Origin of the sequence: Rothia koreensis (genome assembly GCF_052232265.1) — a bacterium.
In the GTDB taxonomy this organism is placed as follows: Bacteria; Actinomycetota; Actinomycetes; order Actinomycetales; family Micrococcaceae; genus Rothia; species Rothia koreensis.
In genome coordinates, this window is sequence record NZ_CP197643.1 from 966,021 (window position 1) to 981,239 (window position 15,219).

A 15,219-nucleotide genomic window follows, 5' to 3' on the forward strand; every position below is an offset into this window, starting at 1 on the left:
TATAGTAGTCGCACGCGGGGCCCGGACCAGGATGCCTCGGGAGGGAGACGATGTGGATATCGAAGGAACCTCGTTACAACGTATACAGTCGTTCTCCACGCGGCGTGCTCCGCACGGCGAGGAGGTCGACTACTGGCGCGAGGCCAGGCGAGAAGCGTACGTCTCCGTCAGGACTGACCCTGTGGACAGCCGGTTCGGCGGCGAAATCCAGCTGGGCCAGTATCCCGGATTTCGGTTATCGACGAAATGGGCACAAGCCGAGCAGGTCAGACGCTCTAGGAGCGACATCGCCCAAGGCCCGGAGGATCAGGATTACCTGTACTTTCTGATGCAGCTGAGCGGGGATCTGCTCATCGAACAAGCCGGACGAGCCGCACTGGCTTCGCCCGGATCCCTGGTCATCTATAACAGTGCTACCCCATTCAGGTTGAGCAGCCAGGGCGCCTACAAGCAAGTTGTACTGGAACTACCAGCCGATGACGCATATGCGATGGCGGGGATAGACCGCAGCGACTACTTGCTCGCCAGGCGATTTCCTTGTTCCGGCGCGGTGGGGGCTGTCGTATCGTTCTTCGCTGGCCTGGCAAGCAGTCAGGCCAAAGATCCCTACGGTGCCCATACCCTTGAATACCAAGCACCTGTCCTCGGCTCATCGTTTATCAGCCTCCTGTCCCCTCAAAAGTCTCAGGAGGATACACCGAATGTCGTCCGGCGGAACGAGGCGCTGGCTTATATGCGGGCTCATCTTGCTAATCCGGATCTCGACACCGAGCGTATTGCAGCAGCATTAAATCTTTCCCGTCGCACGCTGTTTCGCCTATTCGAGGGAAGCGGCGAGTCAGTCATGGGCCGCCTCCGGTCATTGCGGCTGGAGCGGGCCCGTCAGGTCCTTCGCACACAGGTCACCACACCGGTATCGACGGTTGCTCTTCAGCTGGGGTTTTCCGGGCCTGTGCAGTTCTACCGATCATTCCGGACCACGGTCGGGATGACCCCTGGTGAATACAGAGAACTCACCGCCCTCGAAGAGACGAAGGACCAGCAGTCTTAGTAAAGAACCACTCAATTTTCCTCGACGCCAATGGGTCAATTATGCATCATCGACAAGTCAGCCGCCGAGAGGCCTCAGCAGGTCCTTACGCGATGCGTTTTGAGGATTCGAGGTGTTTCGCAGCCTGTTCAGCTAGCGACCAGTTGCCCGTCGCTTTGGTGAGATACTTGCGGATCTGTCCGAGGTCTTTCAGCATCATTCCCTGCTGGCGCATGAGTTGGGCTGCTTCCCTCGATTATGCTGCGGCCCGGTTGTGGAACGGTGAATCAGCTGTGGAGCCGACTTGTACTCGGTCCTCGTTGAGTTCGGATCCTTGATCAGAGTCAACGTTCTGCGCAGTGCCTGACAAGCTAGATCCTCACGGTCCTGAGAAACTGTAGTGAGGTCGATATAAGCGATCCTAGAGGCTCGACTATCGTCACAACCGACGACTGAAAGATCGCCTGGCACGGAGTATCCTAGCTTCCGGGCTTCTGTCATGACCCCAATAGCGCACGCATCGTTATAGGCGATAACTGCTGTCGGGCCACCCCCTAAGAGGAACACTTGGGCCGCTTCGACGCCAGCCTCTTCTGTCTGCCCGCCTTCGATGATGCGGATTTCTTTATCAAGTCCTGCACCACGCATGGCGATCTCGTAGCCTGTTTTACGTTCGCTGCTGCTGTATCCCGACCCACCAGTCACATGGCAAATACCTGTGTGCCCAAGCTTGGCTAGGTGGTCGACGGCCAATTTCATGGCGAGGCGGTCATCAATATGAACAGAGCTGACCCCTTGCCGATTTTCGGGAATAGCACCAATGACCAGCACGGGGATGCGTGAGGAGATCTTCGAAAGGCACTCTTCAGAGTTCTGCGGGCCTACGGCAATGATGGCTTCACAACTATTCGCCGCGAGCATTTCAAGCGATGCCTGCAGAGAGTGTGACGGTGTAGTCGCACCGATCACCAGCTCGTATCCGAGGCGCTCTGCCTCTACATAGAGGTGGTCTACGATATCCGCGTCGAGATCACGGTCGAGAAAACAGGTCACCCCTAGGAGGCGGGGATGTTCCCGAGCCAGAAGGCTTGCCGTTGCGTTACCACGGTACTGCAACTCCTCAGCCGCAGCGAGGACCATCCGGCGGGTATTCTCACTGGGGCCATTCACGCCACGCAACGCCATTGAGGCTAGGCCCGATGAAACTCCTGCACGGGCCGCGACGTCTTTAAGAGTCGGGTGGGGGACCCGAGAACGTGAGCTATTTGTCGCCATGAACATCCTTCATACAGCCAAGAGGACACGGTAACCCTATAACGCGCCGACTCTCGGAGGCCTTGACGTACGAGACGCCTCTATGTAGTGTAGCGCACATTCCCTCGACTTGAAGCGCTTCAATTGAGATGCCAAGCCCCTATGAAATCACCGAAGAACGGATGAGACTTGTGAACTATGAAGAAAAGACCTACGACGTTGTCGTTGTCGGAGGCGGGCTTGCAGGCGTAAGCGCCGCAATCGCTTCCGCTCGACATGGCGCTGCAACCTGCCTCATTCAAGACAGACCAGTTCTGGGCGGGAACTCCTCTTCCGAGGTCCGTGTGACTCCCCACGGGGCAGCCGCTTTTCATGGATACGCTCGGGAGACGGGCATCGTATCCGAAGCACTCGTTGAAGAGCGGGCAACCAACCACGAGAGGATCACGGAGAACGGTTGGACCAACAGCGTCTGGGATCTCACTCTTTACGACATGGCCGTACGAACAACAGGCTTGGATCTCATGCTCAACACGACCGTGGAAGACGTGGCAGTTGATGCTGACAACGCAATTTCCTCGGTCGACGCGCGAGTCGGCAATGCTGAGAAGAACTACCGCCTAACTGCGGAAATCTTCATCGACTCCACGGGTGACGGTACCGTGGCAGCACTTGCCGGAAACGGCTGGACCAGCGGCACAGAGTCCCACGAGGCATTCGGAGAACCCCATGCCCCTGAAGAAGCATCGCCAGACGTCATGGGAAGTTCTCTGCACTTCAAGACCGTGGATACTGGGCAAGAAATCGAGTTCCATGCCCCCGATTGGGCAGTGAAATACGAGGACCCGAGATTTTTCTACGAGGGCGGCCGGGTGCCCAAGACTCTCGAGAGCGGATACTGGTGGATCGAGCTCGGCCCGCCGTTCGACACAATTCACGATAACGAAACTATTCGTCACGAACTCACACGCCATGTCCTCGGCATCTGGGACTACATCAAGAACCGAGACGAGACGTGGAGGGAGAAGGCCAAAACCCTGGCCCTCGACTGGGTGGGGCAGGTCCCTGGTAAAAGAGAGAGCCGGCGACTGCATGGCAGGAGACTCGTCAACGAAAACGAGTTCCTCGAGCGTAAGGCTTTCGACGACGAGGTGGCCTTTGGTGGTTGGTACGTGGATCTCCACACCCTCGGTGGGCTCTTGGCGGACACTAGCGAGCCACTCAATGCTAGAGAACTCGACCCGACTTCACAGTACGGTGCCAGTACCAACATCGGCCCCTTTGGCATTCCTCTCAGCATCCTGATCGCCGGCCAAGTCCCTAATCTTTTGATGGCCGGGCGCAACGTCAGTGCCACACATGCTGCTATGGGCTCGATCCGGGTCATGAGCACCTGTGCCCTGATGGGACAGGCCACCGGGACAGCAGCAGCCCTAGCCCATGCCACAGGTTCGTCCGTGAACGAGATTGTCGAGGAGCGGATCGTCGAACTCCAGCAAGAGCTCCTCAGGGATGGCGTCTTCTTACCAAATAGGAAGAACGAGGATCCTAAGGATCTTGCCCTTCATGCAATTCCTTCTGCAAGCTCAGAAGAGGCCTTGCAAGGTGTTGGCCCCAGCAGCGCCGACTGGCTTAACAACCTCGGCCAGTGGACCGATCACCCGGTCTTCCCAAGCACCGGCCGCCTGGAACACCGCACGGCGCAATGGATTGCTCTCGGGGACCAGCGGGATCTCGAAAGTATCCAACTATGCCTCAGCAAACTCAGCGATGAGAACCAGCAGGTACGAGCACAGCTCCACACAGTCGAAGATATCTGGGATTACCGTGTCGAGGCCGGCGAACCCCTCGCAACGACGACGCTCGCGGTCGACTCGCTGGAACCAACCTGGGTCCCCTGGAACCTGGGTCAGCAAATAGACGCCTCCGCTCTGCCACGCCACGGCTATATCCGCGTCTCCCTCGAGGCAAACCCGGCAGTGGAATGGCATATAGCCGGGACTGTCCAGCCAGGAAACATTGCGACCTATGAGGCATCCCCCGGACGATACCGCCGTTTCGGCGGCGGAACCACCCTCAGCTTCATGGTCGACCCTCCGCAAAGGTGCTACCCGGCCGATAACGTTATTAACGGTGTGACGCGTCCTCACCGCTTCACCAACGCCTGGCGCTCCGATCCGGTCAAGCCGCTGCCGCAGTCGCTGACTCTGTCCTGGGAGCAACCAGAAACGATTTCCCAGGTGCAGCTCACCTTCGCGGGGCATCTACTGCGCGAATACCACGCCTACCCTCCGCAGTATCGTGATCCACAGACCCCACGGGACTATTCCCTTCAAGTCCTGGAGGTCTCAGGAGAGTGGAAGACCATACTCTCCGTCGCAGGCAACTACACAACCAGGAATGTACACACCCTCGAAAAACCTGTCCGGGCCACGGCTCTGCGCACGGTCGTGACAGCGACCAACGGAGATCCATCGGCCTCGATCTATGAGATCCGCTGTTATACCGATACTCCATGCAAGCAACCGTCCTTCAATCCGCAGAGTGAAACAAGCATGATTGCCGAAAAGCCACACTGCGTCGGAGAACGAGACCTGAGAGGGAACTGTGATGGCTGATATCACCCTGCATAGCCGGAACGACATCATCGATTACGTCAACACCCACCCTAGGGCCTCGAAGCGCGTGATAATACTGTTCATCACTGCGTTGGCTTCGATATTCGCCGACAATTACGATTTCTCCAGCATGAGCGTGGGCCTGTCGACACTAACGGCAGACTTTGGACTGAATGAAACGCAGACTGGAATTGCTACCTCTATTACAGGTGTAGGTGCACTCATCAGCTCCCTACTCGGCGGGATTCTCGCGGACAAGACGGGTCGCTACCGGCTATTTATTATCTGCGGATTCCTCCTAGTCGCTGCCCCCTTGGGAATCGCCTTCGCTCAAGGGTTCCTCTCCCTGCTGTTCTGGAGGTTCGTCATGGGCGTAGCGGTCGGACTTGATTTGCCTGTCGCGCTCAGTTTCATGGCCGAGATCCTAAGCAGTGGGACCAACACCAAGGCCCGATGGATCAATCTGTGGCAACCGGTCGCCTCTATCGCTACGATCGCAGGCGTAGCGATCGCCCTACCCTTCGCGCTGCAAGGCATCACGGATCACCTGTGGAGGATCGTTATTGGCTGCGGAGCGATCCCGGCCGCGTTCTCCTTGATCCTCCGTCTCATTTATTCCGAAGAGAGCCCCCTCTGGGCAGCCAAGCACCAAAGCATTGATAAAGCTGCCCATGTATTCTCCTCGGTATATGATGTTCGTGTATCTATAGCTGATGATTTTTCGGACGAATTGCAAAAGGGAGGCTCCGCCAAGTTCGGGGTGCGTGAGCTATTCACACATGTCTTCGCTTCACGGACTGCCCTGGTGACGATCACCGCTTTTGTGCAGTCTTTCCAGTATTACGCCATAGGCTTTTATATTCCGATCATCGCAGGTCTAGTGTTCGGAACTGACCTGGTGTCGACCATAGTCGCTACCATCGTGGCGCATTTATGCGCCTTCCTTGCGGGTATTCTGCAATCGTATCTGACGGCCAGGTTCGGCACTATCTCCCTGGGCAAGATCGGATACGTCATGGTCATCATAGCAATTGCAGCTCTCGGGGTACTCGGCATCAGTTCCGAAGACGGTGTCTCCCTTGTTCCTATTTTCTTGGTCGCGCTGATGATGTTCGGCCACCATTTTGGGCCGGGCCCGTTGAGTAAGACCCTTGCCGCGATTTCTTACCCGACCGAGTTGCGCGGTGTAGGTACCGGATGGGCCGAAACTATGGTTCGTTGCGGATCCATCTGTGGGTTGTTTCTTTTCCCCATAATGCTCTCCAACCTCGGCGTAACGACGACGATGTTCGTTATTGTGGCTTTCCCGGTCGTCGCGCTCATTACGCTGTTTACGACGTCCTGGGACCCCGGCTCCAATAATCAGGCCACCCGCCGAATAGAGTAAACTCAGCGGCGACCCTCCCCTAGTGACTAATGCTGGCTGCGGAGGGTCGGCCGGCTTGGAGGTCTTGGGCCCCATGACGACAGAGTTCGATTACGGGAACGCGGACCTGTGAATCTGCAATTCACGACTCATGACTAGGGCTGCACTCTCCTCGCATCCAGTTTCTTATGTCTGGGAAGGACGGACAGGTTGTTGGAACGATTCTGTAGATAAAAGGGAGTTCTGGGGGTGCAATATTTCCCAGACCGTGGAAGATCGGTTGATTATTCATAGTGGCTCCACATGCGCAAGACATGCAGAACCCGGTCGTCGGCACGACCCTCATAGACCACTTGAAGCTGGATATTGATTCGGCGAGAGTAGCACCCGACCAGCTTCTCACATCGCGGTGGTGTCGAAACGGGATCAGCAGGGAGCACCCCGACCGGGGCTTTGGCTTTTGGCTTCAACCCTGAGCGGGTGAGCTTCTTCGCGTCCTTTTGGGCTTGCCGGGAGTAGATCAGTTCCACTCACTCACCAGTCCAAGGTCTCCGATCCGGCCTCGATCCCCTCAGCCCGGGCATGATTGATCGAATCTGTCATGCCCGGAATCGAGGCAAGGTAAAGGGTCTCTTGGATGGTTCGCCAGTCGTCCTCGCCCACAAGCACGGCGTTGCTCCGTTGACCTGTGATGGTCAGCGGTGCGGCGTCGCGGTTGACCTGCTCGATCAGGCGGTAGAGATTGACGCGGGCGGAGGTGGCACGTATTGCTGTCATCCCCTAAGCGTGCGCTATAACGTACGCGTAGGCAATGATTCATCAAGCTGCCCTCTTACTGACCCGCCGTGTGTCGAAAGGCTTACAACCGGATAGTCGCGCGGGCAGCTTCTGGGCTGAATCCCCTGCGGCTAGGTCGATGCCGGGCGGCTTTTGATCCCAATGTGGCCCGCCATGATCATGATTCCGCAGATCAGCAGGGCGGCCATGAAGACGACAGTGCCCGGGTTATCTCCGAAAAACGCTATGACGTCGCAGTAGATGTCGTAAATAGCGTGAGACAGGACCAGTCCGAGTGCAGATTGAGTGTACCTATAAAGCAGGATCGACAGGCCAGCCCAGATCAGCACTGTCGCGGAGCCGGCACCGTAGTAAACGTGGAACAGGACTCGTTCTATTAACAGAAGAGGAACGATGATCTTCCAGGAAAGGTTTACCGCTCGAAGAAGAAGGATAGGGATGACAGTGATGACCAGTTCCTCACTGACGCCCGCAAGCACCGAGTGAGCGATGGCGTCGACGACGGCTGCCGATGAATCGTCGGGGCCTCGAGGGAATGGATGGTGTTGACCAAACCAACTGTTAACGACGGGCACTGACCAAGAGAAGAACATGAGTGCGAAGGTGTAGACGACAGCAACCCACCCACCCCGGAGGGCCCGGACTGATATGGGAGTCGATTCGAACCGGGGTCGTATCCAGTAGAAGACCGCAGCGAGGGCGACCAGTGCAACCAGGACCTGCCCTAAAGCGACGGCGGCATTGGCCCAATGGGCATCATCGATGGTCGCGCTGATGGGTTTGCTGGCTCTTCGCAGTTGAGGGGGTAGGTGGCTGAGCGCGTCGGTCGCCGGATGAGGGTCGAGGCCTTCCGATGATGGAAGTTCTCACACTGACCATCTGCCGGAAGACCTCGACGTGCACCACGCTACCTTCGCGACCCCTGATCTGACCGTGTTCTGCCATCTCGACGAGCTCGGCCTCGTGGCCACCGGTCAGCTTTTTGAGCCGGATCGCGCGGTGATCGAGTGCCGCGTCGCCGAGCCGGATCCGTGGTGCCGGGGATGCGGTAGCCAGGCGCTCTCGCGCGGGACGGACACGCGGCGTCTCGCCCACGAGCCGTTCGGTCATCGCCCGACGACGCTGCTGGTCCGGGTCCGCCGCTACAAGTGCTCGGGATGCGGACGGTCCTGGCGTGAGGACCTCACGGCAGCGGCGCCCGAGCGAGCCAAGCTGTCCCGTAGCGGGATGCGGTGGGCGTTGGAAGCGCTCGTGATCGACCACCTCACCGTCGCCCGCGTCGCCGCCGGACTCGGTGTCGGTTGGCACACGGCGAACAACGCGGTCCTCGCTGAAGGGCGTCGAGTGCTGATCGACGATCCCGCCCGGTTCGACGGCGTCGCCGTGATCGGCGTCGACGAGCACGTCTGGCGCCACACGAGAGTCGGCGACAAGTACGTCACCGTCATCATCGACCTCACCCCGAACCGCGACAAGACCGGCCCCGCCCGTCTGCTGGACATGATCGAGGGTCGCTCGAAAGCCGTGTTCAAGACCTGGCTCGCCGCACGCCCGCAGGACTGGCGCGATGGTGTCGAGGTCGTCGCGATGGACGGGTTCACCGGCTTCAAGACCGCCGTCAGCGAGGAGCTCCCGGACGCGCAGGCGGTGATGGACCCGTTCCACGTCGTCCGCCTCGCCGGCGACGCCCTCGACACCTGCCGTCGTCGCGTCCAGCAGTGCCTGCACGGCCGGCGGGGCCGCAAAAACGATCCGCTCTACAAGGCCCGCCGCATCCTCCACACCGGCGCGCAGCTGCTCACTGACCGGCAGCAGACCCGTCTCGAGGCACTGTTCGCGGTCTCCGAGCACGTCGAGGTCGAGGCGACCTGGGGCATCTACCAGCGCGTGATCGCTGCCTACCGCGAACCCGATCGGAAGACGGCGAAGAAGCTGATGACAGCCGTCATCGATTCCGTCTCCAGCGGCGTCCCCGCCGCGCTCGTGGAGGTCCGCAAGCTCGGCCGCACGCTCAAGCAGCGCGCCGCCGACATCCTCGCGTTCTTCGACCGGCCCGGCACGTCCAACGGGCCAACAGAGGCGATCAACGGGCGCCTGGAACACCTCCGCGGCTCCGCCCTCGGATTCCGGAACCTCACGAACTACATAGCCCGATCGCTGCTCGACACCGGCGGCTTCAGGAACCACCTACACCCTCAAATGCGATGAGCCAACTAAGGTCACGAACCCGCAGCTAGGCAGGATTTAGATGCTTCACGCACTTGCCTCCTGGGCCGCCACCCCGGCCATGGCACTAGAGACGGGTCTTCGACTGGCAGAGGATCCAGTGTACGAAGAACAGATTTTCTCGGTTGCACTACGGTGGTTCTTGGGCAAAATTGGCTCCAGATTCAGTAGGTGAAAGCAGACCGGATGTTTGTAAGTTGTATTTCTTACTCCCCCGGGCAGCTTCAGTTTCACATCGTTCCAGAGGGCTTATCGGTGATTGCTTCGGCCAGGATCCGTAGCATGAGTCGGAGCTGATCTGCATGAAGTTTCGTTTCCTCGTAACCGGCTCATCGCATTTGAGGGTGTAGGTGGTTCCTGAAGCCGCCGGTGTCGAGCAGCGATCGGGCTATGTAGTTCGTGAGGTTCCGGAATCCGAGGGCGGAGCCGCGGAGGTGTTCCAGGCGCCCGTTGATCGCCTCTGTTGGCCCGTTGGACGTGCCGGGCCGGTCGAAGAACGCGAGGATGTCGGCGGCGCGCTGCTTGAGCGTGCGGCCGAGCTTGCGGACCTCCACGAGCGCGGCGGGGACGCCGCTGGAGACGGAATCGATGACGGCTGTCATCAGCTTCTTCGCCGTCTTCCGATCGGGTTCGCGGTAGGCAGCGATCACGCGCTGGTAGATGCCCCAGGTCGCCTCGACCTCGACGTGCTCGGAGACCGCGAACAGTGCCTCGAGACGGGTCTGCTGCCGGTCAGTGAGCAGCTGCGCGCCGGTGTGGAGGATGCGGCGGGCCTTGTAGAGCGGATCGTTTTTGCGGCCCCGCCGGCCGTGCAGGCACTGCTGGACGCGACGACGGCAGGTGTCGAGGGCGTCGCCGGCGAGGCGGACGACGTGGAACGGGTCCATCACCGCCTGCGCGTCCGGGAGCTCCTCGCTGACGGCGGTCTTGAAGCCGGTGAACCCGTCCATCGCGACGACCTCGACACCATCGCGCCAGTCCTGCGGGCGTGCGGCGAGCCAGGTCTTGAACACGGCTTTCGAGCGACCCTCGATCATGTCCAGCAGACGGGCGGGGCCGGTCTTGTCGCGGTTCGGGGTGAGGTCGATGATGACGGTGACGTACTTGTCGCCGACTCTCGTGTGGCGCCAGACGTGCTCGTCGACGCCGATCACGGCGACGCCGTCGAACCGGGCGGGATCGTCGATCAGCACTCGACGCCCTTCAGCGAGGACCGCGTTGTTCGCCGTGTGCCAACCGACACCGAGTCCGGCGGCGACGCGGGCGACGGTGAGGTGGTCGATCACGAGCGCTTCCAACGCCCACCGCATCCCGCTACGGGACAGCTTGGCTCGCTCGGGCGCCGCTGCCGTGAGGTCCTCACGCCAGGACCGTCCGCATCCCGAGCACTTGTAGCGGCGGACCCGGACCAGCAGCGTCGTCGGGCGATGACCGAACGGCTCGTGGGCGAGACGCCGCGTGTCCGTCCCGCGCGAGAGCGCCTGGCTACCGCATCCCCGGCACCACGGATCCGGCTCGGCGACGCGGCACTCGATCACCGCGCGATCCGGCTCAAAAAGCTGACCGGTGGCCACGAGGCCGAGCTCGTCGAGATGGCAGAACACGGTCAGATCAGGGGTCGCGAAGGTAGCGTGGTGCACGTCGAGGTCTTCCGGCAGATGGTCAGTGTGAGAACTTCCATCATCGGAAGGCCTCGACCCTCATCCGGCGACCGACGCGCTCAGCCACCTACCCCCTCAACTGCGAAGAGCCGTTAATCCGCACGCGTTCCTTTTAAAGGCACCCGGGTCGTTTTGACCGAGATTGTCGCCTAGACCTACCTGATTTGTCGCCTTGATCCCTCTAGGCGACATTTTGTCGCCTAGACCCCCTTGGCGGTTATCCACAGGCTCGGTTGCTTCAGGATCGACCTCGAAATCCTCCTGATCCTGTCTCTTCTGAGACTCAATCGCCTCCTGACCGGGGTACCGCTTCTTTTCCCCGACCACGTCCAGGTGCAGCACGATGACGTCGGTCAATCGACCTGCAGCGAACTTCGGCGACCGACGTTCGGTGTGGAGCAGACCCATCTGCCGGAACTTGACCAGATGCCGTTGCAAGGAACGCTTGGATGCGAAGCCGGCTTTCCAAGCCAGCTTGTCCTGGCCGGTGAAGCACAGCCCATCGCTGTTGGCCTCATCAGCAATCGTGAACAGGGCCGCGAACTGGCTTGGCTGCAATACGTGGGTGAATGCCCATGTGGTTGCCTGAATAGACATGACTATTCAGCTCCTTCGAACAGATCCGGGCGAAGCTCTTGCAACGCCTTCAAGCGGTTACGGCCGGTACGTGCGGACCGGCCCAGAAACTCCCCAACGGCCACACCAGTAACCGGCTCAGCTGACTTCCGTCGCTCAGTGACCCAGGCGATCAGTCGTTCTTCTTCCGATTCACCGGGGCTCATCTCGTCTCTCTGCTGTGTACGATCAGCGTCTCGTTCAGTCGATTCCTGCTCGTCAATAACGGCAGGGGCCTCAGCGCCTGATTCGTCGCCAGCATCACTGGTCTCGGATGACGTGGCCATTGCCTCTTGCGGAGGCTCACTGACAGGAGGCGGCGATACAGCCACTGTCGTCTCCAGTGGATTTGGTTCAGGACTTGGCTGAGTGAGAGCAGGTGCGAATTCGCCTTCAGACCCAGGGACATTACGTTCTACGGATGCCGCCCCGGTATGCGCGGGGTGGGGATCATCCCCTGCAGAGGGGGACGCGGTGGGTTCTTCATCGAACTCGTCTGTGGTCTCGACTGTTTCCGCAGTTAGCCCATCATCTGATTCCAACGCCGGAGTCATATCACTTGTGGGTTCCGTCGACTCCGACTCGATAACCTTCGGCTCTTCACGGGCGGTGGCGAAAGCGAGCCTGGAGAGCTGCTCTGTGGCTGCGAATACGGCGACCGGGGCCATGCCTGCGATTCCGGCTCCGATCCACGACTGGACCGCCGTTGTACCGGCTCCACGAGTCAAAGCATGGACACCATTGGCAATGACTGACAGGAGCGTGAACGCCCCCAGCGTTGTCCAGGTCGGCCAGACCGTCTCGCCCCGAGCGCGATGAATCACCGCAGCCAACGAATAGGCGAGGATCGCTATGTCAATGAAGATGGGCACCGCCCAACGCAGCCACACCGGAAGCCCGACCCAACCTGCAACATCATGCAAACCGTTGAAGCTGACCATGAAAGACGTCAGCCCCAACGTGCAAATCAGGATGACGGTAAACCACAGGGTGTACAGCGAATCAGGATTGATTCTGCGGCCTGAAGTAGGGGTCACGGACGGTTCTCCTTGGTATGCTGACAAGTGTCGATTGCTTTCTCTCCTGACAGCCTTCGATGTTGGGGCCGTCCTCCCATCCAGCTGGGCGGCCCCTTTTTCTGTCTTCGGGTTAGCCACGCTCATCACCGCCAAGCTGCTCGCAGACTCGATCCAACGTCGTAGCGGCCACCTGCAGGTGCTTCGCGCGGACCTCATGTTCTGGCACGGTCACTCGGGACAGGCCGAGAACATCCAACAAACCAGCCTCTGCCAGTACCGCTGAGACGAGCCGGGCAACCAAATCCGAATCAACATCACCAAGATCATCCAGAGACACCGAACGGACCGTCTGGATCGCTGCCTTGACCGACTCCTCGGCCGAGACGATGTCCGACTTCGCCTCTGACAATGCCTTGGCCAGCTCAACGTCCGGAACGGGTTCAGGACCGGCTTCGAACAGTGCTGCTGGTTCTGCCGTGCAGTGATTTTTCGGGGTCGGTTGGCTCTCCACGAGGCCTACACCCAAGTCTTCGACTGGGGCGTCCAGGATGGAATCATCAACATCGATCTGCGGCCGGTGGGCAGGCCGCTTCTTCCCATCCAGTCCTGTACTCGTTTCCCGGTCTCTGGAGACCAGGCCCTGAGATTCGGCCTCCTTCAAGATGCGGGCCTCCGAGGATTTCCCCATCCCGGTAGCGGTACCGATCGCTCGAACACTCATGCCCGCTTCAGCCATCGACGCAACCTCAGCGGTTCGTCGCTCCAGCGGGGGAGTCAGCGACATGTCTGCGAACTCAGCATGGACGTAGGCATCCCACGACTCGTACCCCATGCCGATCCAGGCCCGTTGCTCCCAGGCTCGCTGAATCAGCTGGTATGTACTGGTCAGGTTTGACCGGATTTGATCAGTGATCGACTGAGCTTCGTGCGGGCTCAGCTGTTCGTGGACCAGGGTGCTATTCATCAGGCCTCCTCCTGAACTTCGACCAGGGATCGATAGGGAACCCGCAGAAATACGGATAGGGCCTCTAGCTCCGCGACGTCGAACGGGACCTTCCTGGTGACTCGGCGGCTGAATGCGACCCGGCTCATTTCCAGCTCCGCGGCCGCGGTGGCTTGGGTTACCCCACGCCGCGCCAAGGCCGCCTTGACGTTGCCTGCTACTTCAATCGATGTCTTCATGAGAGCTAGAGTATCTTAAACAAAGATACCTGCAAACTAAAACGAACATGGGGTAACGCTTGATTTATCCGCTGATCCGTAGCAGTATCTTCATTACAGAAGGAGGTTCGATGATGAAAAAGCGGCGTGTCGGTGAAGTGTCAGAGTTTGAACTGGCGGTTCGCGATGAAGTGAAGGCATGGATGGGCCGTAGGGGAGTAAGCCAAACGGAACTGGCCCAAGTCCTCGGCGTCAGCCAGTCTGGGATATCCGCCAGGTTGCATGGGAAGACGGCTTTCTTGATCCACGATCTTGCAGTGATCGCTGGCTATCTCGGCATTACCTTGGGCGATCTTCTTGGGCAAGTGTCCTCAGCCTCGATCGAGGTTCCTGGGTCAGGCCAGCACGCAGAAAATCCCGCCCCGGCCGAAGCCGGAACGGGATTCCACGAAACGGTGCGCCCTGTGGGGCTCGAACCCACGACCCACGGATTAAAAGTCCGATGCTCTACCAACTGAGCTAAAGGCGCCCACCCGAGCCCGGCGCGGTCAACACGCGCTCGACTCAAGCTCACCCAGTCTACAACACCCATCGGCATGCTTCGAACCGCTCGGAGACGATGCAACAGCCCTCTCAGGGCCAACGAGCGCGGCACGACCCGCGGAAGGGGTAGCCGGGGGTTTCCGCTCCGCGAACCCGTGAGACATGGCACGGTCCGGGCCGGGGGCCTGAGCCTAGACTGGGCGCATGCCAGCATCGAGCCAGCCGTCACGGCATCACAGTCCCGTCAAGTTTTCCCCGGGGATGTTCGAACACATCGACGGGGGCATGAACCCTGAGGTCGTCTCCCAGGCGGCGCATTCCTCCGCGTGGGCGTTGTTGACCCAGGGGCGGGCCAACAGCGACCCCTCCGTGACCGCGCGGCTCGTCGAATTCACCGACCACTACGGGCTCGAGGCCATCGCCGAGATGTGGGCCGAAGCGCCCGGCGTCTCCCTTCCCGGAGCCCTCTGGCGGATCTACGCGCTGCGCGACGCCGTCCGCCAGAACCCGGAGGCCATCAGCCATCACTACCACTTGGGCCAAGAGAACGCTCAGGTGTCTCGCGTGGTGGCCGGGGTCGCCGACCCGCCGGCGGCCGATGAGGTGTGCCGTACCATCGATGCCATTCTGACCGGTGCTTACACCGGAGAGTTCGACGTCGCCCTCGAGCGTTTCGCCGCGTTCTGCCGCGTCGTCGCCCTGGGCCAGGCCGTCGCGGCCGACCGGGCCGACGTCGCCGTCGAAGCTGTTGGCGCGGAGGCCCACCAGCGGGCCGGGGAATTCGTCTCGACTCCGGGCTCTACCGCACGGGGCAACCACCTGACCAAGGCGGCGCGTCGACTCATCACCACCGCTGAAGAGCTCGAGGCCGCGGCCAGTGCCTGGAGGCACAACCAGCTCGACTGAACGCCTTGCACGGCCGAAGCCC

13 protein-coding genes, 1 tRNA gene and 1 pseudogene are annotated in these 15,219 nt (G+C 60.2%); 6 read left to right on the plus strand and 9 right to left on the minus strand.

Translation table 11 applies throughout. From position 1 onward, the window contains the following. Positions 1-52: 52 nt before the first annotated feature. A complete protein-coding gene (locus tag ACTSLZ_RS04150; protein WP_443095812.1) occupies positions 53-1,051 on the plus strand; it encodes a helix-turn-helix domain-containing protein in 999 nt (332 codons plus the stop codon). A gap of 195 nt (positions 1,052-1,246) precedes the next feature. Here ACTSLZ_RS04150 and ACTSLZ_RS04155 read toward each other — a convergent pair whose 3' ends face one another. After that, positions 1,247-2,311 carry a LacI family DNA-binding transcriptional regulator gene (locus ACTSLZ_RS04155; protein WP_443095813.1) on the minus strand — a complete coding sequence of 355 codons (1,065 nt, stop codon included), beginning with the start codon at positions 2,309-2,311 and terminating at the stop codon, positions 1,247-1,249. 155 nt (positions 2,312-2,466) lie between these two features. Here ACTSLZ_RS04155 and ACTSLZ_RS04160 point away from each other — a divergent pair, with 155 nt between their 5' ends. After that, positions 2,467-4,902, plus strand: a complete 2,436-nt coding sequence (locus ACTSLZ_RS04160; protein WP_443095814.1) for an FAD-dependent oxidoreductase — start codon at positions 2,467-2,469, stop codon at positions 4,900-4,902. After that, a complete protein-coding gene (locus tag ACTSLZ_RS04165; RefSeq protein ID WP_443095815.1) occupies positions 4,895-6,289 on the plus strand; it encodes an MFS transporter in 1,395 nt (464 codons plus the stop codon). The genes ACTSLZ_RS04160 and ACTSLZ_RS04165 overlap by 8 nt, the downstream gene beginning before the upstream one ends. A 513-nt stretch (positions 6,290-6,802) precedes the next feature. Here the strand turns inward: ACTSLZ_RS04165 and ACTSLZ_RS04170 are convergent. Together ACTSLZ_RS04170 and ACTSLZ_RS04175 are read right to left on the minus strand one after the other, a co-directional pair. Continuing rightward, positions 6,803-7,045 carry a type II toxin-antitoxin system Phd/YefM family antitoxin gene (locus ACTSLZ_RS04170; RefSeq protein WP_443095816.1) on the minus strand — a complete coding sequence of 81 codons (243 nt, stop codon included), beginning with the start codon at positions 7,043-7,045 and terminating at the stop codon, positions 6,803-6,805. 131 nt (positions 7,046-7,176) lie between these two features. Then, a complete protein-coding gene (locus ACTSLZ_RS04175; protein WP_443095817.1) occupies positions 7,177-7,641 on the minus strand; it encodes a hypothetical protein in 465 nt (154 codons plus the stop codon). Positions 7,642-7,963: 322 nt separating this feature from the next. Between ACTSLZ_RS04175 and ACTSLZ_RS04180 the strand changes: the two genes are divergently transcribed. Continuing rightward, complete coding sequence (locus ACTSLZ_RS04180; RefSeq protein ID WP_179628043.1) at positions 7,964-9,274, plus strand: ISL3 family transposase; 1,311 nt, start codon at positions 7,964-7,966, stop codon at positions 9,272-9,274. A gap of 347 nt (positions 9,275-9,621) precedes the next feature. Here the strand turns inward: ACTSLZ_RS04180 and ACTSLZ_RS04185 are convergent, their stop codons facing one another. From ACTSLZ_RS04185 to ACTSLZ_RS04205, 5 genes are all read right to left on the minus strand, one after another. Further along, positions 9,622-10,932, minus strand: coding sequence for an ISL3 family transposase (locus ACTSLZ_RS04185; RefSeq protein WP_179628043.1), 1,311 nt, complete (start codon positions 10,930-10,932; stop codon positions 9,622-9,624). 96 nt (positions 10,933-11,028) lie between these two features. Next, entirely contained in the window at positions 11,029-11,550 is a 522-nt protein-coding gene (locus ACTSLZ_RS04190; RefSeq protein ID WP_443095818.1) for a hypothetical protein, read from the minus strand. Between the two features lie 2 nt (positions 11,551-11,552). After that, positions 11,553-12,605 carry a DUF2637 domain-containing protein gene (locus ACTSLZ_RS04195; protein WP_443095819.1) on the minus strand — a complete coding sequence of 351 codons (1,053 nt, stop codon included), beginning with the start codon at positions 12,603-12,605 and terminating at the stop codon, positions 11,553-11,555. Positions 12,606-12,717: 112 nt separating this feature from the next. After that, positions 12,718-13,551, minus strand: coding sequence for a hypothetical protein (locus ACTSLZ_RS04200; RefSeq protein ID WP_443095820.1), 834 nt, complete (start codon positions 13,549-13,551; stop codon positions 12,718-12,720). Continuing rightward, a complete protein-coding gene (locus ACTSLZ_RS04205; protein WP_443095821.1) occupies positions 13,551-13,769 on the minus strand; it encodes a hypothetical protein in 219 nt (72 codons plus the stop codon). Before ACTSLZ_RS04205 ends, ACTSLZ_RS04200 begins: the two co-directional genes overlap by 1 nt. A gap of 182 nt (positions 13,770-13,951) precedes the next feature. On the opposite strand from ACTSLZ_RS04205, the pseudogene ACTSLZ_RS04210 reads away from it, so the two are divergent. Next, positions 13,952-14,083 (plus strand): annotated as a pseudogene (locus ACTSLZ_RS04210) (helix-turn-helix domain-containing protein); the annotation flags it as partial. A 121-nt stretch (positions 14,084-14,204) separates the two neighbouring features. Here the strand turns inward: ACTSLZ_RS04210 and ACTSLZ_RS04215 are convergent. Further along, positions 14,205-14,277 (minus strand) — tRNA-Lys (locus ACTSLZ_RS04215). A 275-nt stretch (positions 14,278-14,552) separates the two neighbouring features. On the opposite strand from ACTSLZ_RS04215, the gene ACTSLZ_RS04220 reads away from it, so the two are divergent. Beyond that, positions 14,553-15,197, plus strand: coding sequence for a hypothetical protein (locus tag ACTSLZ_RS04220; RefSeq protein WP_443095822.1), 645 nt, complete (start codon positions 14,553-14,555; stop codon positions 15,195-15,197). The last annotated feature ends 22 nt before the right edge of the window (positions 15,198-15,219 follow it).